The organism is Paraburkholderia sp. JPY465 (assembly GCF_050436725.1).
GTDB classification, from domain to species: domain Bacteria; phylum Pseudomonadota; class Gammaproteobacteria; order Burkholderiales; family Burkholderiaceae; genus Paraburkholderia; species Paraburkholderia youngii.
Genome location: NZ_JBNDMT010000003.1, coordinates 2462188 through 2484584, shown reverse-complemented (window position 1 = coordinate 2484584; position 22397 = coordinate 2462188). Strand labels below are relative to the sequence as shown.

General features: G+C 64.0%; 21 protein-coding genes and 1 tRNA gene. 14 read left to right on the top strand and 8 right to left on the bottom strand.

Features of this window, described 5'->3' with window-relative positions; translation table 11 throughout:
• Positions 1–101: 101 nt before the first annotated feature.
• A complete protein-coding gene (locus QFZ94_RS26165; RefSeq protein WP_368584581.1) occupies positions 102–1160 on the bottom strand; it encodes a sigma-54 interaction domain-containing protein in 1059 nt (352 codons plus the stop codon).
• Between the two features lie 408 nt (positions 1161–1568).
• On the opposite strand from QFZ94_RS26165, the gene QFZ94_RS26160 reads away from it, so the two are divergent.
• The 6 genes from QFZ94_RS26160 (at position 1569) to otsA (ending at position 6353) form a co-directional block, all read left to right on the top strand.
• Positions 1569–1886: a DUF883 family protein gene (locus tag QFZ94_RS26160; protein ID WP_368584582.1), complete on the top strand. Its 318-nt coding sequence runs from the start codon at positions 1569–1571 to the stop codon at positions 1884–1886.
• Between the two features lie 98 nt (positions 1887–1984).
• A complete protein-coding gene (locus QFZ94_RS26155) occupies positions 1985–2236 on the top strand; it encodes a hypothetical protein (RefSeq protein WP_368584606.1) in 252 nt (83 codons plus the stop codon).
• Between the two features lie 287 nt (positions 2237–2523).
• Complete coding sequence (locus tag QFZ94_RS26150; RefSeq protein ID WP_368584583.1) at positions 2524–3924, top strand: sigma-54-dependent transcriptional regulator; 1401 nt, start codon at positions 2524–2526, stop codon at positions 3922–3924.
• A gap of 129 nt (positions 3925–4053) precedes the next feature.
• Positions 4054–4290 (top strand): hypothetical protein, encoded by a 237-nt coding sequence (locus QFZ94_RS26145; protein WP_429461926.1) that lies wholly within the window; start codon positions 4054–4056, stop codon positions 4288–4290.
• A 191-nt stretch (positions 4291–4481) separates the two neighbouring features.
• Positions 4482–4694, top strand: a complete 213-nt coding sequence (locus QFZ94_RS26140; protein WP_013088803.1) for a hypothetical protein — start codon at positions 4482–4484, stop codon at positions 4692–4694.
• Positions 4695–4925: 231 nt separating this feature from the next.
• Positions 4926–6353, top strand: a complete 1428-nt coding sequence (otsA, locus tag QFZ94_RS26135; protein WP_368584584.1) for an alpha,alpha-trehalose-phosphate synthase (UDP-forming) — start codon at positions 4926–4928, stop codon at positions 6351–6353.
• 179 nt (positions 6354–6532) lie between these two features.
• On the opposite strand, the gene QFZ94_RS26130 is transcribed toward otsA, so the two are convergent.
• The 5 genes from QFZ94_RS26130 to QFZ94_RS26110 all read right to left on the bottom strand — a co-directional run bounded on the left by QFZ94_RS26130 (position 6533) and on the right by QFZ94_RS26110 (position 11078).
• A complete protein-coding gene (locus QFZ94_RS26130) occupies positions 6533–7951 on the bottom strand; it encodes an MFS transporter (RefSeq protein WP_429460527.1) in 1419 nt (472 codons plus the stop codon).
• A gap of 118 nt (positions 7952–8069) precedes the next feature.
• Complete coding sequence (locus QFZ94_RS26125; RefSeq protein ID WP_013088806.1) at positions 8070–8573, bottom strand: YbhB/YbcL family Raf kinase inhibitor-like protein; 504 nt, start codon at positions 8571–8573, stop codon at positions 8070–8072.
• Between the two features lie 238 nt (positions 8574–8811).
• Positions 8812–9258, bottom strand: a complete 447-nt coding sequence (locus QFZ94_RS26120) for a very short patch repair endonuclease (RefSeq protein WP_429460525.1) — start codon at positions 9256–9258, stop codon at positions 8812–8814.
• 30 nt (positions 9259–9288) lie between these two features.
• Positions 9289–10593 carry a DNA (cytosine-5-)-methyltransferase gene (gene dcm / locus QFZ94_RS26115; protein ID WP_429460523.1) on the bottom strand — a complete coding sequence of 435 codons (1305 nt, stop codon included), beginning with the start codon at positions 10591–10593 and terminating at the stop codon, positions 9289–9291.
• A 158-nt stretch (positions 10594–10751) separates the two neighbouring features.
• Positions 10752–11078, bottom strand: a complete 327-nt coding sequence (locus tag QFZ94_RS26110; RefSeq protein WP_368584588.1) for a hypothetical protein — start codon at positions 11076–11078, stop codon at positions 10752–10754.
• A 205-nt stretch (positions 11079–11283) separates the two neighbouring features.
• Between QFZ94_RS26110 and QFZ94_RS26105 the strand changes: the two genes are divergently transcribed.
• From QFZ94_RS26105 to QFZ94_RS26090, 4 genes are all read left to right on the top strand, one after another.
• Positions 11284–11475 (top strand): CsbD family protein, encoded by a 192-nt coding sequence (locus QFZ94_RS26105; RefSeq protein ID WP_013088810.1) that lies wholly within the window; start codon positions 11284–11286, stop codon positions 11473–11475.
• 229 nt (positions 11476–11704) lie between these two features.
• Complete coding sequence (locus QFZ94_RS26100; RefSeq protein ID WP_368584589.1) at positions 11705–11926, top strand: hypothetical protein; 222 nt, start codon at positions 11705–11707, stop codon at positions 11924–11926.
• A gap of 128 nt (positions 11927–12054) precedes the next feature.
• Positions 12055–12762, top strand: a complete 708-nt coding sequence (locus tag QFZ94_RS26095) for a glutathione S-transferase C-terminal domain-containing protein (RefSeq protein WP_410849730.1) — start codon at positions 12055–12057, stop codon at positions 12760–12762.
• Between the two features lie 161 nt (positions 12763–12923).
• Positions 12924–13622: a hypothetical protein gene (locus QFZ94_RS26090; RefSeq protein WP_429460520.1), complete on the top strand. Its 699-nt coding sequence runs from the start codon at positions 12924–12926 to the stop codon at positions 13620–13622.
• Between the two features lie 481 nt (positions 13623–14103).
• Here QFZ94_RS26090 and QFZ94_RS26085 read toward each other — a convergent pair.
• Together QFZ94_RS26085 and QFZ94_RS26080 are read right to left on the bottom strand one after the other, a co-directional pair.
• Positions 14104–14178: transfer RNA gene (locus tag QFZ94_RS26085), tRNA-Arg, on the bottom strand.
• A 233-nt stretch (positions 14179–14411) separates the two neighbouring features.
• On the bottom strand, positions 14412–14603 hold the full coding sequence (locus QFZ94_RS26080) for a rubredoxin (protein ID WP_013088815.1): 192 nt from the start codon (positions 14601–14603) through the stop codon (positions 14412–14414).
• Positions 14604–14910: 307 nt separating this feature from the next.
• Between QFZ94_RS26080 and QFZ94_RS26075 the strand changes: the two genes are divergently transcribed.
• The 4 genes from QFZ94_RS26075 (at position 14911) to parC (ending at position 22268) form a co-directional block, all read left to right on the top strand.
• Positions 14911–15312 carry a DUF4399 domain-containing protein gene (locus QFZ94_RS26075; RefSeq protein ID WP_368623457.1) on the top strand — a complete coding sequence of 134 codons (402 nt, stop codon included), beginning with the start codon at positions 14911–14913 and terminating at the stop codon, positions 15310–15312.
• Between the two features lie 159 nt (positions 15313–15471).
• Positions 15472–17406: an ATP-binding cassette domain-containing protein gene (locus tag QFZ94_RS26070; RefSeq protein WP_429460518.1), complete on the top strand. Its 1935-nt coding sequence runs from the start codon at positions 15472–15474 to the stop codon at positions 17404–17406.
• A gap of 493 nt (positions 17407–17899) precedes the next feature.
• Positions 17900–19885 carry a DNA topoisomerase IV subunit B gene (locus QFZ94_RS26065; RefSeq protein WP_368584596.1) on the top strand — a complete coding sequence of 662 codons (1986 nt, stop codon included), beginning with the start codon at positions 17900–17902 and terminating at the stop codon, positions 19883–19885.
• Between the two features lie 61 nt (positions 19886–19946).
• Positions 19947–22268, top strand: coding sequence for a DNA topoisomerase IV subunit A (gene parC / locus QFZ94_RS26060; protein ID WP_410849732.1), 2322 nt, complete (start codon positions 19947–19949; stop codon positions 22266–22268).
• Positions 22269–22397 lie beyond the last annotated feature (129 nt).

Here is a 22397-nt window from a genome sequence, read left to right as displayed (position 1 = left end):
CCGCGATGTTTTCTGCTGCATGGGCGGGAAGGCTTGCCTGGCTCTGCCAGGTATTTGGGAACGGCCGCCGCCATGGGCGAACGGCCTACGTTGCAGCGCGCCTATGAGTCGGCTTCGTCTTCGCCGCTTTCGTCGCCGTATGCGCTCAGCCGGTTGTACAGCGTTTTGAGGCTCACGCCGAGCGCCTTGGCCGCGCGCCGCTTGTCGCCGCCGCAGTACTTGAGGGTGCCGAGAATGATCTGCTTCTGCGCGTCGGCGAGCGGCGTGCCGATCCACACGCTCATCGCGTCGCCTTGCGTGACCGCTTTCTTGACTCGCGACGCAAGATGCGGATGCGGCAATTCGACGGTCTTCTCCGCGAGAATGAACGCGCGATACACGGCGTTCTTCAACTCTCGCACGTTGCCCGGCCACGACCATGAACGCAGCGTTTCGATCGAGCGTTTGCTGAAGCTCTTGTTGGTGGTTTCCTGCTGATTCAATTGCGCGAGGAAGTATTGCGCAAGCAACTCGCGATCGTTTTCGCGCTCGCGCAGCGGCGGCGCGCGCAGCGGAAACACCGCGAGCCGGTACATCAGATCCTCGCGCAAGCCGTTTTCCTTGACCGCCACCGCCGGGTCGCGATTGGTCGCGGCGATCACGCGCACGTTGCCGCTGATCAGCTCGTTGCCGCCGACCCGATAGAACGTGCCGGTTTCGAGCGCGCGCAGCAGCTTGACCTGGCGCACCGGCGCCATTTCGGTGATTTCGTCGAGAAACAGCGTGCCGCCGTTCGCATGTTCGAAGTAGCCGATGCGGCCTTGGACCGCGCCGGTGAAGCTGCCTTTTTCGTGGCCGAACAGCTCGGCTTCGATCAGCTCATCGGGAATCGCGCCGCAGTTCACGGCGACGAACGCGCCGTCCTTGCGGCCGCTGCGCTCGTGGATGGTGCGGGCGATCAGCTCCTTGCCGGTGCCGGATTCGCCGATGATCAGCGCGGTCGCGTCGGTATCGGCGACGCGTTCGATCTGCTCGTACAGATCGAGCATCACCGGCGACGAGCCGTACAGCAGCCCGTACGATTTCAGTCCCGCGACGGCATCCCCGACGCGCTGCTTCGCTTGTGGCGAAGCATTGCCGCCGGCGGACACGGTGGGCGAGTCCAGATCGATTGACGCCATAAAAAGGGGAGTCCTGTGCAAATGAAGTTCGTGATGCGGCGCGCAGGCCTTGAATGCGATAGACCGTACAGCCACTATCTCATAAAAGACGATTTAACCACTTCGACACGGCTTCCCGCAATCGAACTGGCAGCCGCGGCGGCAGCGGTGCGCGCAATCGGTCGAAAGTGCTCGAAATTGGCCTTTTTCAGCGCGCTGAAGCGGTAAATATACCGGGCACATGCATTGCATCATTGACCGTTTGACCGAGTCGTGCGAGCTTTTGACGGCTACGTCGCAGCGCTGCCGACCAGCGCAAAGCGGCAACCCGTCAACCCGCATCGCGCGGCTAAGCCCAAACGATCGCACCGCTTGAAGCGGCAATTCCGCGGCAACGCCACGAACGCCGAAGCAGACGAGGAGTAAACGATGACTGACACCACGCAACAACTTGCACTCGGCGGACAGAAGATCGTCGAGGATCTTCGGGTGCTGCTGAGGGACTCGGAGGAAATGCTGCGGCTCGCCGCCAACGTGCCGGGCGAAGGCGTCAATGCGTTGCGCGACCGGCTCGGCACGCATGTGGAAACGCTGCAATCGACGCTCGGCGACGCGCAACGCAACGTGCATCGACGCTATCGCGAGGCGGCGGTCAGCACCGAGCACTATGTGCGCCACAACCCGTGGCGTTCGCTCGCGCTCGCGGCGGGCACCGGATTTCTGCTCGGCGTGCTGGTTGCTCGTTAGAGGCGGCGCGGCGAGCGACGCTCGCATCGGCTCGCTGGATGGCGGGGGACGTCTGGCACGAGCCGCACTCATCCGCATCACGATCCAAGGAGTTCATGATGACACGACCCACGATTGGTTTTTTTGGCGCATTGATGGCACTCGGCGGCTTTCTGGCGGTTCGCTACGTGCAGCACAAACGCACGGGCCAGATTTCCCCGGCCCGAGAGCTCAGCCGCTGGGAAAACGAGGGCGGTGCGGTAGCGGCGCCGGCAACCTTGTCGACGGAGCTCGCGCCCGCCTCCCAGAGTACGAACGGTTCAGGGCAGGCTGACGGCGAACACCGCGCATGGCCGTTTCCGCGTGGCTAACGCGCTGCGCTCGAATCCCAGGGTGGGCGGCGGTGCAGCCAGATCGGCGGTCGGCGCCTGGAAGGATTGTTAAATGAAGTTCGATAAACCCGTATAATAGGCAAATAGACAACAATCACGCAGCAATCGGCCGGAATTTGGCCTTTATTGTTGCGCTTTTTCATCAAATGGTCGGCGGGGCGGGACGCACGTCGAATCCGCGTCATTCAGCCGACCCGATCCAGCGGCATGCCCATGGGGATGTTCCGCATATTTTCTGACCCACGCTTGCAGGCTTTCGAAACGCGATGCCACATGTACTGATTGTCGATGACGACGCAAGTACCCGCGAGGCGCTTTCCGCCATCATTGGGGAAGACGGGCTGACCACCGCCACCGCGGGCGATCTGCGCGAAGCGCGTATTCAACTGATCCGGCAGATGCCGGACGTCGTATTTACCGACCTGAAGCTGCCCGACGGCAGCGGGGTCGATCTGTTCGAAGATCTCGATCCGCGCTCCGGCGTCGAAGTGATCGTGATCACCGGTCACGCAACGGTCGAGTCGGCGGTCAGCGCGCTGAAAATGGGCGCGGCCGACTACCTCGTGAAACCGATCAACATGCAGCGGGTGAAGGCGATCCTGTCGCGTCTGCCGCGCGCCGGCGACCTGAAGGCCGAGATCGGCACGCTGCGCGGCGAGTTGCGCCGCATGGGCCGCTTTGGTCTGATGCTCGGCAATTCGCCGGCGATGCAGGAGGTCTACGACCAGATCAGCCGCGTCGCGCCGACGGCGGCCTCGGTGATGCTGGTCGGCGAATCGGGCACCGGCAAGGAAGTCGCCGCGCAGACCCTGCACGAGCTGAGCCTGCGCCGCAAGCACGCGTTCCTCGCGGTCAACTGCGGCGCGATTTCCCCGAACTTGATCGAGTCGGAAATGTTCGGCCACGAGCGCGGTTCGTTCACCGGCGCTGACCGGCAGCACAAGGGCTATTTCGAGCGCGCGAACGGCGGCACGCTGTTCCTCGACGAAATCACCGAGATGCCGATCGAGTTGCAGGTGAAGCTGCTGCGCGTGCTCGAGACCGGCATGTTCATGCGTGTCGGCACGACCAAGGAAATCGAAACCGATGTGCGCCTGATTGCGGCCACCAATCGCGATCCGGAGCAGGCGGTGCTCGAAGGCAAGCTGCGGCTGGACCTTTACCACCGGCTGAACGTGTTTCCGATCAGCCTGCCGCCGCTGCGCGATCGCGGCAAGGACGTCGAACTGCTCGCGCAATCGTTCCTCGATGAGCTCAACGAGCGTCACGGCACGAAGAAGCATTTCCCGGTCGCGGTGAAGGAGATGCTGCTGTCGTATCCGTGGCCGGGCAATGTGCGCGAGCTGAAAAACTACGTGCAGCGTGCGCACATCATGTCGAGCGCGGATTCGGATACCACGGCGACCGTGCCGTTGCAGATCACGCTATCGAAGCCCGCGACCGGCACCGCGATCACGATCCCGTTCGGCACCTCGCTCGCGGAGGCCGACCGTCAGCTGATCCTGGCGACGCTCGAGCAATGCGGCGGCGTGAAGACGCGCGCCGCGGAAATTCTCGGCATCAGCCTGAAGACGCTGTACAACCGGCTCGTCGAGTACGGCAACGATGCGCGCGACGACGGCGATCCCACCGACGAATCACGCGCGCTCGGCGACGCGGACGCCTGATTCGCGCTCGTTCGCGCGTCATCTGCATCATCAGCGATCGCCCGCCCGGGCTTCTGGGCGGGCATTCGAACGGCACAGGCCTTGCTGCGCTCCAGTGGAACGCAAAACGAGGTCACCGACATGCCGCACCTGCCGCATTCCGCTGCCGTTTCCCCGCCGTCCGGGCCGTTGCGCGCTCACCGGCCCGAACCGGTCGAGCCTCCCGCCACGCCGCCGAACCCGGCCGAACCCGACACGATTCCCGGCCCGACACCCGAGCCGATCGAGCCCGTGGAACCGGTCACGCCGCCGATCGGCGATCCGCCGCCGCAGCCGACACAAACGCCTCAGGCCGCCGTCCAATGGTCGCGACCACCGGAACGCTGATACGGCCCTCGATGACGTACTATCGCGCGCTCGATCCAACCGCCCCCGCACTGCAGCGGACCTTGGTCCGCTGCAGTGCATTGCTGTACTTGTTACAAAGCCGGCGCATGTTTTACCGGCAATTTACGGTTTCGCCCCCTAGACTGTAGGGATGCCGCAACAAGCGGCAGGCTTCCCCCGGAGGCACGATCATGAGACACCCCGCATTGCGACGTTCCGCCCGGCACTCCAAGCGCGGACCACGGCCGGCCGATGTCAAGACTGAACCGGCGGAGTCGCCGGACCCGGCCGCGCAGAACCGGATCGCCCCGCATACGCCGCCGGACGGCGAGCACAACCAGGGCGGGGTGCGTCAGGAAGGCCTCGAATACCAGCGCGATCTCGGCTCGGAACAGGACGCCTGACGCAGCGCAGTACCCGGGCGGAGTGTTCCGGCGACTATGACGCCGGTAAGAAGACCTCCGCTTTGGTCAGATTTAACAGAAAAATTTTCTTCGCAATAAGTGATGATTGCGGGGATTAGCTCGTTTGTCACATTTCCATACAACTTTATTTCCGATATCTCAAATATCGGCACGTTGCTTGCATGCACCGTTTTGGCGCAATCCCGCATACAACGAAACAATGGAGCACTAATGAGCAGATTGATCGTGGTATCGAATCGTGTCGCACCGATTCAGGAAGCGCGTCCGGCAGCGGGCGGGCTCGCGATCGGCGTGCTGGACGCACTGAAGGAAACCGGCGGCGTCTGGTTCGGCTGGAGCGGCGAAACGGTCAGCGAGCCATCCGCGCCCGTGATCGAGAAGCAGGGCAACGTCACCTACGCGACGGTGGGCCTCACCAAGCGCGATTACGACGAGTACTACCGCGGTTTTTCGAACACCACGTTGTGGCCGACCTTCCACTATCGCAACGACCTGTCCCGCTACAACCGCGAGGACTACGCGGGCTACCAGCGCGTCAACGCGACGCTCGCGAAGCAGTTGAAGGAACTGCTCAAGCCCAGCGACATCATCTGGGTGCACGACTACCATCTGCTGCCGTTCGCGCGTTGCCTGCGCGATCTCGGCGTGAAGAACCCGATCGGCTTCTTCCTGCACATTCCGTTTCCGGTGCCCGAGGTACTGCGCACGATTCCGCCGCACGAAGAGCTCGTCAAGGCGATGTGCAGCTACGACGTGATCGGTTTTCAAACCGAGGCGGATCGCCAGTCGTTCGTCGACTATATCGAGCGCGGTCACCACGGCACGTCGAGCGAAGACGGCATGGTGCACGCGTACAACCGCTTCCTGAAGGTCGGCGCGTACCCGATCGGCATCTATCCGGATGCGATCGCGAAGGCCGCCGAGCAGTTCACCGACCGCAAGGCGGTGCGCAGCCTGCGTGACGGCATGCGCGGGCGCAAGCTGATCATGAGCGTCGACCGGCTCGATTATTCGAAGGGGCTGGTCGAGCGCTTCCAGGCATTCGAGCGGCTGTTGCAGAACGCGCCGGGCTGGCACGGCCGCGTGTCGCTCGTGCAGATTGCGCCGCCGACCCGCGCGGACGTGCAGACTTATCAGCGCATCCGGCAGACGCTCGAAGGCGAAGCGGGCCGCATCAACGGCCGGTTCGCGCAACTCGACTGGACGCCGATCCAGTACCTGAACCGCAAGTACGAGCGCAATCTGCTGATGGCGCTATTCCGCCAGTCGCAGGTCGGCTATGTAACGCCGCTGCGCGACGGCATGAACCTGGTGGCCAAGGAGTACGTCGCGTCGCAGGACCCGGCCGATCCGGGCGTGCTCGTGCTATCGCAATTCGCGGGCGCGGCCGAGCAGCTGCCGGGCGCGCTCGTCGTGAATCCGTTCGATCTGTCGCAGATGGCCGAAGCGCTCGAACGCGCGCTGTCGATGCCGCTCGCCGAGCGTCAGGCGCGTCATGCGGACATGATGGAGCCGATGCGCGAGAACAATCTGTCGGTTTGGCGCGATACCTTCCTGGACGATCTGCGCCACGTCGCGACCGCTTCTTCGGTGACGGCCAAAGCGGTAAAGCTCGCTGACGTGACGGCATCCTCCTGAGCGGACAGTCGCGGCCCGCGCGTGGGCGGGCGACGCGGGGGCCGGTCACGTCGTGAATGAAGTGACAACGAAGATCGAAGCAAAAAGGGCGTGCATCGCGTCGTGCGATGCGCGCCCTTTTTCGTGGGTGCGTTGCGCGTCGAGCGGCCACAAACCCAGCCGCAACGCGGCCACAACCCTCAAGCCGGCTGCGTCGCCTTCTGCATGACCCGCATCGTGCTGACGACCGCCGCGACCGCCGAGAACCCCGCGGCCACATACAGCGCGATGACCGTCCCGCTTTGCGGCGCGACGCCGAAGATCAGCGCGACCAGCGCCGCGCCGAGCGTTTGCCCGGTCAGGCGCGCGGTGCCGAGCATGCCGCTCGCGCCGCCGCTGCGTTCGCGCGGCGCGGACGACAGCATCGTCCGATTGTTCGGCGACTGGAAGATGCCGAAGCCCGCGCCGCACAGCGCCATGCGCCACGAAATCTGCAGTGCGTCGGGATGAGGGCCGAGCGTCGCGAGCAGCAGCAGGCCGACCGTCATCGCGGCGAGCCCGACGCCGCCGAGCCAGCCGGACGATATCCTGTCCGACAGGACCCCTGCAATCGGCGCCGCGATGATGATGATCGCGGGCCACGGCGTCATCAAAAGACCGGTTTCGACCTGCGACATACCGAGCGTTTCCTGCAGCAGGAACGGTAGCGACACGAACGCGAGCATCTGCGCGCAGAACGAGCAGACCGACGTCCCGATCGACAGCGCGAACACCGGAATACGCAGCAGGTCGATCGGCAGCAGCGGCGCGGGCCGCGTCAGTTGCCGGCGCACGAAGAAGTAGCCGACCACCAGAGCACCGAGTGCTTCGAGCGTCACGTAGCCGAAGCGCTGGCCGTGGCCGAGGCCATCGACCGCGAAAATCAGCAGGCCGAACACGATCGCGTTCATCACCGCGCTCAGATAGTCATACGGTGATTCGTGGCCGGGGTTCATCGGCAGCGCCTTGAAGCCGCCGACGATCGCCGCGATCCCGATCGGCACGTTGATCGCAAACAGCCACGGCCACGTCGCGATCGCGAGCACGCCAGATGCGACCGTCGGTCCGACCGCCGACGACACCGCCACCACGATCGCATTGATGGAGACGCCGCGCCCGAGCTGCGCCGGCGGATAGATCATGCGGACGATCGCGGTGTTCACGCTCATGATGCCGGCCGCGCCGAAGCCTTGGACCACGCGCGCGAGCGCGAGCGTCGCGAGCGAGTTCGACAGCGAGCAGCCGAGCGACGCGACCGTGAACAGGATCAGACCGGATAGATAAATGCGCCGATAGCCGATGCGGTCGCCGAGCGACGCCATTGGCAGCAGCGAGATCGTGATCGCGAGCTGATACGCGTTGACGACCCAGATCGACGCAGCGGCGCTCGCGTTGAGATTGCGCGCGATCGTCGGCAGCGCGACGTTGGCGATTGCGCTATCGAGCACCGCGAGCGTCAGCGACAGCGCGATGACGAGCATCGCCCAGTAGCGTTGTGGAACCGGCAGGCCCAGTTCCTTGCCTTCGAAGCGGGGAGTGGAGGACGTCGGGCCATCCGTGCGCGGGGAGGGTGCGTGCATCGATTGTTCGATTTGTCGGAGATGTTGCCGCGCCTGTGCGCGGCTCACGCGCTGGCCGCTCTGGGCATACCGGTCGTCGCGGCGGTGGCGTTACCAGCACGCCGGCGCCGCGCTCGCGTCATTTGAGTTCGTAAAGGCCGGTGTGGGTCGTCGAGTCGATTTCGTTCAGATGCGTCATGAAGCGCGCGACCGCGTTGGTGGTCTCCGCGCTGACCGGCAGATGCGGCACCTTCAGCGCATGCAGCCGGAAAATAAACCGATGCGTGCGATCGCCGCGCGGCGGCGCGGCGCCGCCGAAGCCGACTGTCCCATAGTCGTTGCGCAACTGTATCGCGCCCTGCGGCAGCAGCGAGCCGTCGGCCTTGCCGGCGTTGCGCGGCAGCGAGCGCGCGTCGGCCGGGATGTTGACGACGACCCAATGCCAGAAGCCGCTGCCGGTCGGCGCGTCGGGATCGTGAACGGTGAGCGCGAAGCTTTGCGTGTCCGCGGGTGGCGCTTCCCATTGCAGTGACGGCGAGATGTTTTCGCCGTCGCCGCCGAACGCCTTGTCGTTGTACTCGTGGTCTCTCGGCATGAAGCCGTTGTTGGGAAAGTCGTCGGACCAGAGACGGAAGTCAGCCATGATGTGCCTCCCTTGTTGATTGCTTCTGGGATCGTCGGAGTGCGCGATGTCCCGGCGGCGAGGCGCATCTCGCGGGCATGCCGGAGCGCGTGAGGACGTGCCGTGAAAGCGCCAAGAAAGCACCCGGAAAACGCCGCCGAAGCGTGCCTCGAAGGTATCTCGAAAGCATGCCGGGTGAGCTTTTCGAGTGTAGCACCAGCGGCCGGAGACTCGCGCACAAGGCAGCCCGCGTGTGGTTTCAGCCGCGTTCCTCGAACTCCGGCGCGTCGCTTCTAATCCACGCGACGAGCCGCTCGATCACACCCGCGATATCGCGATTCGCACCCCGCAAAGCGCATTCCCACACAACCGCGACGCGCCAGCCGCTCGCCAGCAACGCGGCGCGCACCTTGTCGTCGTTGCTGCGATTGCGGCCGATCTTGTCGCGCCAGAAGTCGGGCCGCGTCTGCGGCCATTTGAACAGATGACAGTCGTGGCCATGCCAGAAGCAGCCATGCACGAGCACCACGGCGCGATAACGCGGCAGCACGACGTCGGGGCGGCCGGGCAGATCGCGCGCGTCGAGCCTGAAGCGCAGACCCCGCCGATGCAGCAGGCTGCGGATCAGCACCTCCGGCTTGGTGTTGCGGCCGCGAATGCCGGACATCATCCGGCTGCGCGTCGCGCTATCGACGATATCGACCATCGTCAGAGGGCCAACGGGTCGCGCGGCCGCTCAGGCGTAGAGCGGCAGGGAGTGTTTCGACGCATCGCGGGTCGGGTGGGCGAGCAGGGTCTGCACATGCGGCAGCATGATACGCGCCACTTCGCGCATCACCGGCATCACGACGCTGTTGCCGAACTGCCGGTAGGCCTGCGTATCGCTGACCGGAATCCTGAAGGTGTCGGGAAAGCCCATCAGCCGCGCGCATTCGCGCGGCGTCAGACGACGCGGGCGCAGCGCCTCGCCCTGATAGACGAGTATTTCGGAGCCGTCCTTGTGATAACGCGCGGACAGCGTGCGCGTCACGCTCTCCGGATACGCCATGCCGAAACCGAAGCCGTTGCCCGCCGCGCGATGCTTGGCCGCGTAGTTCTGCAGATACGCCCACAGCTTCGGGGTGAGCGTGTACTTCGGCTGCACGCGGCGCGCGGCGTGATCGAAGAAGCGGTCGTGGTCCCACGGCAGCACGGGTTCCGTGCCGTCCGTGCGATGCAGGATCGCGCCGAGCCGCGGACCCTCGTCGGGCAGCCGCAGATCGTCCCACGTGAACGCGGTCTTGCCGCGAAAGCCGACGATGATGATGCGCTCGCGATGCTGCGGCGTGAAATGCTGGCCATCGATCACGCGGTAGTGCACTTCGTAGCCGAGCTCGTCGCGCAGCGTTTGCAGGATCACGTCGAAGGTGCGGCCCTTGTCGTGCGACAGCAGATTTTTCACGTTTTCGAGCAGGAATGCGGCGGGGCGCTTCGCGGCGATGATCCGCGCGACGTCGAAAAACAGCGTGCCTTGGGTCGTGCATTCGAAACCGTGCGGCCGGCCAAGCGCGTTTTTCTTGCTGACGCCGGCGATCGAAAACGGCTGGCACGGAAAGCCGCCGAGCAGCACGTCGTGGCTCGGCACGTCCTCGGCGGGAAACGTGACGATGTCGCCGATCAGCGCGTGCGCGCTGCCGCTCGCGGCGCTGTCGCCGTAGTTCTGACCGTAGTTCTCGCGATAAGTCCGCGTCGAGAATTCGTTCCACTCGCTGGTGAACACGCATTCGCCGCCGTGCGCCTCGAAGCCCATCCGAATGCCGCCGATACCCGCGAACAGATCGATGAAGCGGAAGCGCGCCGTGTCGCCCGCCTGTTGCGCCTCACGCGCGCCTTGCCGCAGCAGATCGCGCAACGCGGGTTCGAGCATCGCGGGACAACGCGTTTCACCTTTTTCCCAGCGACGCACCGTCTTGATGTCCTTGCCGACATGGGCTGCGATTTCGCGTTGGGTGAAACGGGCGCGCGCCTGCTTGAGCAGGTCGAATGGGGCGACGAGGGTCACGTGGCGTCCTGGCTGGGAATTTTTGCGGACATTATGACCTAAGGTCGTCCCCTTTCCCTATTTTTAGCGCGGATTGATCAGGATTTTTTCGCGATATGTCGCGTTGCTGTGATTGTCGGCGGCGTAGGAGCGGTGAGGCAGTGTGTGGGCTGGCGAGATCAGGCCGACTTCGCCTTCTTCGCCGGCTGAGCCGGTTCGAATCGCGAGGTCGGAGCGGGCGCGAAGCGTTCCCATTCGGGCAGCGGCGTCGAGGCGAGCCGATCGAGCTGCAGCAGCAGGCTGTCGACTTTATCCAATTGGGCGGGAGATAGCTGGCCGCTGTCGACCAGCGCGGTCAGCCGTTTGCGCCAATAGGTGGCGGGCAGGATCGGACCGCCGAAATCGCCACGCAGCGATACGTGCATCACGCGTGCGATGTGCGCGATATCGTGGTCGATCAACGCAGCTTGCGATGATCCCGAAATCGTAGTGTCCGTATGGTCCATGACTCCTCCCTGAACGCATTTACGGCGGTGCGCGGCGAGACTTTAGGCCTAATTTGATAAAAAACTTGCCCGATCGCCCATCGGCATTCGACGATGGCGCCGTGCCGCGCGCGGCACGGCCCCCGGGAACAGCCGTTGCTAAATCCCACATACCGGCGGAATACCGCGCCGGCATCTCTGTCGACTACGCATATGGGAGCCGAACATGAACAAGGATCAAGTGAAGGGCGTTGGCGAGCAGGTCAAGGGCAAGGTCAACGAGGCCGTCGGCAAGGCCACGAACGACCCCGCGAAGGAACTCAAGGGCGATGTGCAGCAGGGCGCCGGCAAGGTGCAGAAGGCCTATGGCGATGCGAAGGAGGACGCCAAGGACAATGCAAAGCGCGGTCATCACTGACCCCGTTCGGCGTAGGTTGCCGTAACGGCGAGGCGTCGCGACTGTCGCGGCGCCTTTGTTTTTCGGACGGTGCAGATCGGAGCGCGCCAGTCCGATTTCACTGTTTGGGTCGCGGCTGACGCTCGCGCGGCGGCCGGCCTGGGAGTAACCCGTGATCACGATGATGGGCATTCCGCACGCGCCGCCAGCCCTTTAGACTTGGCGGAAATCCCAGCAGGAGGTCGCGCCAATGACACCCGAAAAGATACTTTCGATGTTCGAACGGCAGTACCTGGAAGGCAAGGCGCCGCCCGATCTCGAAGCGACCTGTGCGAGCTTCGCGACGTGGCTTGCGGCCGCGTGGGAACTGCTCGACGGCACCGAGAAGACGCTGCTGGTGACGGTCGGCGCGACGTTGTGGCGAGAGGGCTTCAACCTGCGCGCGGGCACGGCGACGAAGGACTTGTGGTGATCCGCCGATCGCGAACGGCGCTGTTGCCGCGGCGTCTGTAAGGTCTTCGCGCGGCCTCGCACGCGTTGTGGCGAGTCGGTTTATATTGGGCGGTCTTGCAATTTCTGACCCTAGGGCGACCCGAACCCATGACCGATTTATCCGCTTTCGCGATCACGAAGAAATGGCCGGCCGAGCATCCGGACCGGATTCAGCTCTATTCGCTGCCGACGCCCAATGGCGTAAAAATCTCGATCATGCTCGAGGAAACCGGCTTGCCGTACGAGCCGCATCTGGTGCGCTTCGACACCAACGATCAGATGACGCCGGCGTTTCTGTCGCTGAACCCGAACAACAAGATTCCGGCGATCCTCGATCCGCACGGTCCCGACGGCAAACCGCTGCCGCTGTTCGAATCGGGCGCGATCCTGATCTATCTGGCCGACAAAAGCGGCCAGCTGATCCCACAGGACGCCGCTGGGCGCTACGAGACGATCCAGTGGGTGATGTTCCAGATGGGCGGCATCGGTCCGATGTTCGGCCAGGTCGGTTTCTTCCACAAATTCGCCGGCAAGGAATACGAGGATAAGCGTCCGCGCGATCGCTACATCGCCGAATCGAAGCGGCTGCTCGGCGTGCTGGAACAACGCCTCGACGGACGCGCCTGGGTGATGGGCGACCAGTATTCGATCGCCGATATCGCGATCTTCCCGTGGGTGCGCAATCTGGTCGGCTTTTATGAGGCCGGAGAGCTGGTCGGCATTCAGGACTTCCCGAACGTGCGGCGCGTGCTGGCTGCGTTCGTCGAGCGTCCGGCGGTAGCGCGCGGCCTGAATATTCCGCAGCGGCCGGCCTGATGGCCTGCGTCGCCTCGGCGGTTCTTCGTGTCCTTGAAATTAGTACCGCTGAGCGCGTATAACTTTTTAGCTGAGTAAAGTTCTTACCGGCTTTTCGGGCGGCTTTTCGGGCGGCCTTCGCGCGGCAGCGCCGTGATGCGACCGGACAAAAAGGTGGAGCAATGAGCGCCGTTACATTGTTCGCATGGTCCGTTCCGGCGTATTTCCAGGATTCCGTGGTCGATCACACCTGGGTCACGACTTACGACAGCCGCGTGAAGATATATCCGGCGCTGGCGGATGTCCTGCTCGCGGGCGAGCATTATTGGTACAGCTGGGGCAGCTTCCACGCCCGAGGTGGGACGCCGGTCAGTGCGGATGGTTTTCTGGCTTCCGGCGCGGCAAATCTGCTTTATGCTAGTTGCTTATGTAAGCCCGATGTGGACTCGAACATCGATCCGGCCGCTCGTGGAACGATCTTCAGCTATGGTCGCGATGGTGTATGCCATCAGCTGTCGAACCAGATTCTTTGGGCGACCGGTGGCGCTGGAGCAGCTCCAGCTACGGTGCGCGCGTCCAGGGGCTACTGGTTGAGCAACGCGATCTTCGGAACGTACGGCAAGCAGCATGCTGCATGGGCGAGCAAAAAGATTCAGTGCTCGACACCAAGCGGGAGTAACGCCATGAAGTCAGCACATCAGGAATCCGATGTCGACGATTTTCAGGAGCATCTTCAGGCGACCTTGAAGGGTCCCGACGCGCAAGCGAAGATCAAGTCGTTGATGAATCATCGCCGCGCATTTATGGTGCAGGTCGAGCGTTTGCAATACGCCCCGCAGGGTAGCGATGCTCCGTCGGCCTCGGAGCTCAATCAGGCCTAATCGTCTTTTCTCCACGACGCCGCCGACATTCTGGGTGCCGAGGACTTCGAGCGAGTATTCGGTGAACGCCCAAAGGATCACATGAACGTCGTCGATCCTTCGATATACGAGCAAAGTCTGCGTCGGCCGATGCAAAAATAACGGGGCCGTTGGACTGGCGTCGCCTCAGACGCGTTTCGCGATCACCGTCGTCGAACTCGCAAGGTCGAGATTCTTTTTTGCGCTTAGCTGTTTCACGAACGATCGATCCAGCAGATGACAGAGGAAATGCTGAAGGCTTGGGGCTATTTCCACGATTGGTTTCTGGACAGCGTGCTCATCGGGCAGAATCGAGCTTTCCGAACCGCTGTCCGGCGACGGCAACGAGGACCAACTACCAGAAGAACTGAGCGGGACGATGGAGATTCACATTCGCGGCGATTAGTCAGCGCTGTGGGAGCCCATGTTGTAATACTTTTGCGGGCAACGCCGGGAAGCTATCTGGTCCCCCTGACAGGAATCGAACCTGTATCTAGCGCTTAGGAGGCACTTGTTCTATCCATTGAACTACAGGGAGAGGACCGGGCCGGACAGATCGGCGAGGACTCGGTGAGTCCACACTGACCGGCGAGCGCAGAGTATATCAAACCGGCGCGGGCAAAAGGAGAGCCAAGCCAGCAACCGGCCCGCGCGCCCCAACAACCTCAAAAAGAAACGGCCCCGCAGACATCGCCTGCCGGGCCGTGCAAACCACCTGACCATCCGGCGAAGGGCACCCAACCGCGCCCATCGCCCGACGTCATGACAACATTAAAACTCGACTACCGCGAACTCCGCCTTGCCCACGTCGCACAGCGGGCAGCGCCAGTCTTCCGGGATGTCGGCGAAGCGCGTGCCCGGCGCGATGCCTTCTTCGGGCAGGCCGTCTTCCTCGTTGTAGATCCAGCCGCAAATCAGGCAGACCCAGCTCTTGTATTCCGTCACTTCGATTACTTCACTCACGACACACTCTCTCGTTCAATGCAATGGCCGGCTGCTCTGCCCCTTTATGGGGCGGCGCGGCGACCCGCAATATTACCGGAATTAGTCAATTCAGCCGCAGACGACCTGTGCGCCGCGGTCGCAACGCATCCGCGAGGCCCGGGCTCGCGGCGACCGGTCTCGTCACACAAAGCGTGTACGCTTTGCTCTGCAAGCTATCTGATTCGACAGATGTGGCGCCCGCCTGGCATGGATTGCGACGATCGGTCTCAGGACCAGGCTGCTGGCGGTATCGCGTGGACGAGTTTCGCTTCCAAAGGAGAAAACGATGTTTAAAAACAGACGGTTGGTCGGCATCGTGGCGGCAGGACTGCTCGCCGTGTCGGGCGTGGCGCAGGCGGAGGGCGTGACCTTCGTGCAACCGGCGGACGGGGCGACCGTCACCAACCCGGTGCACGTCGTGTTCGGCCTCGACGGCATGAAGATCGCGCCTGCCGGCACGATGACGGAGGGCACCGGACATCATCATCTGCTGGTCGACGGCAAGCCGCTGCCGAAAGGCGAGGTTATCGCCGCGACCGACAAGTCGCTGCACTTCGGCAAAGGCCAGACCGAAACCGATCTGACGCTGCCGCCGGGCGACCATACGCTGACGCTGCAATTCGGCGACGGCGCGCATCGCTCGTATGGGCCGCAGATGAGCAAGACGATCACGGTGCATGTGAAGTAAGCCGTTGTTCGAAAAGCCGGGCCGGCGCGCGGGTGTCGCCGGCCGCACCGATTGCGTTGCACGCCGCCTTGCACGCATCTCCCCCCAGGCATCCCTGCGACCGGCCCCGCGCCCGGTACAATGAGCAGTTCCGACTCATCGCTGTCTTCTCCCATTCCCATGTCGCTTTACACCATTACCGGAGCCCAGCTCGCGTTCGGTCACGTCGCGCTGCTCGACCACGCGGATTTCTCGCTCGAAGCGGGCGAGCGCGTCGGGCTGATCGGGCGCAACGGCGCGGGCAAGTCGTCGCTGTTGAAGATCGTCGCCGATCTGGCCAAACCCGACGACGGCCTCGTCTCGCGTCAACAGCATCTGAGCACGGTGTACGTGCCGCAGGAGCCCGAGTTCAACGCCGACGACACCGTGTTCGACGCGGTCGCCGCCGGTCTCACCGAGGCGCGCGCGCTGCTCGAAGAATACGACGCGGTCGCGCATCAGCTCGCCGACACGCCGGAAGGCGCGGAACACGACGCGCTGCTTGCGCGCATGAACACGCTGCAATCGTCGCTGGACGCCGCGGACGCATGGAACTGGAGCACCCGCGTCGCGACCACGCTGCAGCAGATCGGCCTGAACGGCGAAGCGCGCGTCGGCTCGCTGTCGGGCGGCATGCAAAAGCGCGCCGCGCTCGCGCGCGCGCTCGTCGTGCAGCCCGACGTGCTGCTGCTTGACGAGCCGACCAACCATCTCGACTTCGACGGCATCCGCTGGCTCGAAGACCTGCTGGTGTCGCTGCGCGCGGGGCTGCTGTTCATCACGCACGATCGCGCGTTTCTTGACCGCGTCGCGACGCGCATCGTCGAACTCGATCGCGGGCGGCTGCTGTCGTATCCGGGCAATTTCTCCGCGTACCAGACGCGCAAGGCGCAGCAGCTCGAAGTCGAGCGTATCGAGAACGAGAAGTTCGACAAGCTGCTCGCGCAGGAAGAAGTGTGGATTCGCAAGGGTGTCGAGGCACGCCGCACGCGCAGCGTGGGGCGCATCGCGCGGCTCGTGCAGATGCGCAACGAGCGCGCCGAGCGCCGCAACGTGCAAGGCAACGTGAAGCTCGACGTCGGTCAGGGCGAGAAGTCCGGCAAGATCGTCGCGGAACTGACGGACGTGACGAAGCGCTATGGCGAGCGCACGGTGGTGGACCGCTTCACGGCTACGGTGATGCGCGGCGACAAGATCGGCTTCGTCGGTCCGAACGGCGCGGGCAAGACCACGCTGCTGAAGCTGATCCTCGGCGAACTCGCGCCAGATGAAGGCAATGTGCGCGTCGGCACCAATCTGCAGGTCGCCTATTTCGATCAGATGCGCGCTGCGCTCGATCTGGAAAAGAGTCTCGCCGACACGATCAGCCCGGGCAGCGAGTGGGTCGAAATCAACGGCCAGAAGAAGCACGTGATGAGCTACCTCGGCGACTTCCTGTTCGCGCCGGAGCGCGCGCGTTCGCCGGTCAAGTCGCTGTCGGGCGGCGAGCGCAACCGGCTGTTGCTCGCGCGTCTGTTCGCGCGTCCGGCCAACGTGCTGGTGCTCGATGAACCGACCAACGACCTCGACATTCCGACGCTCGAACTGCTCGAAGAACTGCTGATCGATTACGACGGCACGGTGCTGCTCGTCAGCCACGACCGCGCGTTTCTCGATAACGTGGTGACGTCGGTGATCGCATCGGAAGGCGGCGGCAAGTGGCGCGAATACGTCGGCGGCTTTACGGACTGGCAGACGCAGCGCGATCGATCGGAGCAACTCGCGCTCGAAGCACAGAAGGAATCGAGCAAGGAAGCACCGAAAGAAGCGGCGCCGAAGGAAAGCGCCACGGGCCGCAATGCGCAGCGCAGCGCGAAGCTGTCGTTCAAGGAGCAGCGCGAACTGGAGGCGCTGCCGAAAATGATTGCCGACCTCGAAGCCGAACAGAAGGCGATCGGCGCGCAGCTCGAAGACGGCTCGGTGTTCGCGAAGGATGCACGCGAAGGCGCGCGTCTGACCGAGCGCTATGCCGAGATCGACGAAGAACTGATGCTCGCGCTCGAGCGGTGGGACGAGTTGGAAAACCGCGTCAAGTGACGCAACGCGGTGCGCGCGCCGCATGGCGCGCTTCCTCACGCATGAGCTGATGCAGCATGCGCGGGCGGCACGAAAACAACAGAGAACGCCGCTGCGCATGCATTGAATGTTCAGCGGGCGCACGTCCGTGCAGTTCCGCCGCTACCTGCCGATAGCCATTGCGCCGCCGTCCCGCGAGACGTCCATCCTCCGGCGCATGTCCCCCAGCGCCCGCCGCGCCTTATCCAGTCGGCCAATTCAGCGCGACGTCAATTGCCGCCGTGATCGAAATCAGTACAATACCCCGCGAACAGGCTTCCCCGGCGGGCTGAGCGTCGATGCTCGGCCTCTGAGCGCGCCAGCGGAAGCCGCGCAACAAAACAGCTTGCCCGCACTGCGGGCACTCCGCCTAACCCTGTTGTTTCGTTTCGCTTTTTTTGAAAACTCAACGCATTGTCCACGGCCCTGTCCACAGGACCTGTGGACAACGATGAACCGACGCACCGAGTCAATCATGTCTACGAAAAAGCCAAACGCCGCGTATAGCGAAGCGTCGATCAAGGTGTTGAAGGGTCTTGAGCCGGTCAAGCAACGACCCGGCATGTACACCCGCACCGAGAATCCGCTGCACATCATCCAGGAAGTCATCGACAACGCATCGGACGAAGCCCTCGGCGGCTACGGCCGGCAAATCACGGTCACACTGCACGCGGACCATTCGGTCTCGGTCGACGACGACGGCCGCGGCATTCCGTTCGGCCTGCACCCCGACGAAGGCGTACCGGTCGTCGAAATCGTTTTCACGCGCCTGCATGCGGGCGGCAAATTCGACAAGGCCGCCGGCGGCGCCTATACGTTCTCGGGCGGTTTGCACGGCGTCGGCGTGTCGGTCACGAACGCGCTGTCCACGCGGCTCGACGTCACCGTGTGGCGCGACGGCAAGGTGGCCGAACTGAGCTTCGCGCACGGCGACGTCGCGAAGCCGCTCCAGGTGCGTGCCGCCACCAAGGCCGACAAGAAATCCGGCACGCGGGTGACCGCGTGGGCCGATCCGAAGTACTTCGATTCGCCGAACCTGCCGCTCGGCGAGTTGCAGCGTCTATTGCGCTCGAAAGCGGTGCTGCTGCCGGGCGTCGAAGTCACGCTCGTCAACGAAAAGACCGGCGAGCAGCAAAGCTGGAAATACGAAGACGGCCTGCGCGGCTATCTGCTCGAAGGCATGAACGGCAGCGATCTGCTGATTCCGCTGTTCGAGGGCGAGCGCTATGCGGAAAGCTCGCGTTCGAGCGAAGAGACGTTCGCCGAAGGCGAGGGCGCAGCGTGGGTCGTCGCGTGGAGCGAGGAAGGGCCGCTCACGCGCGAGTCGTACGTGAACCTGATTCCGACGCCCGCGGGCGGCACGCATGAGTCGGGTTTGCGCGACGGTCTTTATCAGGCGGTCAAGAGCTTCGTCGAGTTGCACAACCTGCAGCCGAAAGGCGTGAAGCTGCTTGCCGAAGACGTGTTCGCGCGCGTGTCGTTCGTGCTGTCGGCGAAGGTGCTCGATCCGCAGTTTCAAGGGCAGATCAAGGAGCGCCTGAATAGCCGCGACGCGGTCAAGCTGGTGTCGTCATTCGCGCGGCCGGCGCTCGAACTGTGGTTGAACCAGCACGTCGAGCACGGCAAGAAGCTCGCAGACCTCGTGATCAAACAGGCCCAGGCGCGCACGCGCGCGGGCCAGAAAATCGAGAAGCGCAAGAGCTCGGGTGTCGCGGTGCTGCCCGGCAAGCTGACCGATTGCGAATCGACGGAAATCGGACGCAACGAGCTGTTCCTCGTCGAGGGTGACTCGGCGGGCGGCTCCGCGAAGATGGGCCGCGACAAGGAATACCAGGCCATTCTGCCGCTGCGCGGCAAGGTGCTGAACACGTGGGAAACCGAGCGTGATCGTCTGTTCGCGAACAACGAGGTGCACGACATTTCGGTAGCGATCGGCGTCGATCCGCATAATCCGGACGACAAGGTCGATCTGTCGAATCTGCGCTACGGCAAGATCTGCATTCTGTCGGATGCGGACGTCGACGGCTCCCACATTCAGGTGCTGCTGCTCACGCTGTTCTTCAAGCACTTCCCGCAGCTGATCGAGCGTGGCCATGTGTGCGTCGCGCGGCCGCCGCTGTTTCGCGTCGATGCACCCGCGCGCGGCAAGAAGCCCGCGCAGAAGCTCTATGCGCTCGACGAAGGCGAACTCGAGGCGATTCTCGACAAGCTGCGCAAGGACGGCGTGCGCGACAACCAGTGGTCGATCAGCCGCTTCAAGGGTCTCGGTGAAATGAGCGCCGAGCAGCTGTGGGACACCACGATGAATCCCGACACGCGCCGCCTGCAACCGGTTGCGCTCGGTGAACTCGACTACGACGCGACCGTCGCGCGCATGACGATGCTGATGGGCAAGGGCGAAGCGGCGTCGCGCCGCAGCTGGCTCGAAGAGAAGGGCAACGAAGTGGAAGCGGACATCTGAGCGCATTTGCGCCTCGATGCGGCATACGACACTTCAAGCCAAACACGGACACGGAATCTAGATGGACGACGATAACACTCTCGACCTTTTCAACGAGCCGCCGTCGGACGGCGACGTGCTGACGCTCGGCAACTACGCGGAGCGCGCGTATCTCGAGTATGCGGTCAGCGTGGTCAAGGGCCGCGCGCTGCCGGACGTTTGCGACGGCCAGAAGCCGGTGCAGCGCCGCATCCTGTTCGCGATGAACGAGATGGGCCTCGGCGACAACGCGAAGCCGGTCAAATCGGCACGCGTGGTCGGCGACGTGCTCGGTAAGTATCACCCGCACGGCGACCAGTCCGCGTACGACGCACTCGTGCGTCTCGCGCAGGACTTCTCGATGCGCTATCCGCTGATCGACGGCCAGGGCAACTTCGGCTCGCGCGATGGCGACGGCGCGGCGGCGATGCGATACACCGAAGCGCGTCTGACGCCGATCGCGAAGCTGCTGCTCAGCGAAATCGACCAGGGCACGGTCGACTTCATGCCGAACTACGACGGCTCGTTCGACGAGCCGAAGGTGCTGCCGGCGCGTCTGCCGTTCGTGCTGCTCAATGGCGCATCGGGCATCGCGGTCGGTCTCGCGACGGAAATTCCGTCGCACAACCTGCGCGAAGTCGCAAGCGCCGCGGTCGCGCTGATCCGCCATCCGAAGCTCTCCCACGCGGAACTGATGCAGCATGTGCCGGGTCCGGACTTCCCGGGCGGCGGCCAGATCATTTCGAGCGAGGCGGAAATCGCCGCCGCGTACGAAACCGGCCGCGGCAGCCTGAAGGTGCGCGCGCGCTGGAAGATCGAAGACCTCGCACGCGGCCAGTGGCAGCTCGTGATCACCGAACTGCCGCCGAACACGGCCGCGCAGAAGGTGCTCGAGGAAATCGAAGAACAGACCAACCCGAAGATCAAGCTCGGCAAGAAGGCGCTGACGCCCGAGCAGTTGCAGACCAAGCAGACGCTGCTCGCGCTCGTCGACGCGGTGCGTGACGAATCGGGCAAGGACGCGCCGGTGCGTCTCGTGTTCGAGCCGAAGTCGAGCCGCATCGATCAGACCGAGTTCGTCAATACGCTGCTCGCGCATACGAGCCTCGAATCGAACGCGCCGCTGAACATGGTGATGGTCGGTGGCGACGGCCGGCCGCGTCAGAAGGGCTTGAGCGAAATCCTGCACGAGTGGATCGCGTTCCGTTTCGCGACGGTCACGCGCCGCACGCGGCATCGCCTGTCGAAGGTCGACGACCGCATCCATATTCTCGAAGGCCGGATGATCGTCTTCCTGAATATCGACGAAGTCATCCGCATCATTCGCGAATCGGACGAGCCGAAGGTCGCGCTGATGGCCGCGTTCGGCCTCACGGACCGTCAGGCCGAGGACATCCTCGAAATCCGGCTGCGTCAGTTGGCCCGTCTCGAGAAGATCAAGATCGAGAAGGAACTGGCCGAACTGCGCGAAGAGAAGGCCAAGCTCGAAGAACTGCTCGGCAGCGAACCGGCGATGAAGCGCCAGCTGATCAAGGAAATCGAAGCCGACGCGAAGCAGTACGGCGACGAGCGCCGCACGCTGATCCAGCAGGAAAAGCGCGCGACGTTCGAAGCGCGCGTGGTCGACGAACCGGTCACGGTGGTGGTGTCGCAGAAGGGCTGGGTGCGCGCGTTGAAGGGCCACGGGCTCGATGTCGCGGGCTTCAGCTTCAAGGCTGGCGACGGTCTCTACGCGGCGTTCCAGTGCCGCACGCCCGATACGCTGATCGCGTGGGGCAGCAACGGGCGCGTCTATTCAGTCGCGGTGGCGCAACTGCCGGGCGGGCGTGGTGACGGGGTGCCGGTCACTTCGCTGATCGAGCTCGAATCGGGCAGCCATCTGATGCACTACTACGCGGCGTCGGCGGACCAGGCGCTGCTGCTCGCGTCGAGCAACGGCTTCGGCTTTATCGCCAAGGTCGGCGACATGGTGAGCCGCGTGAAGGCCGGCAAGTCGTTCATGACGATCGACGCCGGCGCCGCACCGCTCGCGCCGATGCCGATGCTGCCGGATGCGGTGCAGGTCGCGTGTCTGTCGTCGGGCGGGCGTCTGCTGGTGTTCGGCCTCGACGAGATGAAGACGCTGTCGGGCGGCGGTCGTGGCGTCACGCTGATGGCGCTCGACGACAACGAGACGCTGGTGCAGGCGCTCGCGATCGACAAGGCCGGCCTGGTGCTGATCGGCACACGCCGCGGCGGCCGAGTCGACGAGGAGAAGCTGGCCGGCGCCGAGCTTGCGGCGCATGTCGGCAAGCGTGCGCGCAAGGGTCGCGCGCCTGACAGCAAGCTGAAGCTCGACGGCATGCGTCCGGTGCTGCCGGCTTAGTGGAATCGATTTAACCAAGTTTGACGCTGGAAAGCCACGGGTGCCTGCTAGCATGCGGGGCGCTCGCGGCCTGTCACAAAAAGTCCGTCGCGCGAAGGGTTGGAAGCAAACGGGGTGCGGCGGCGTCGC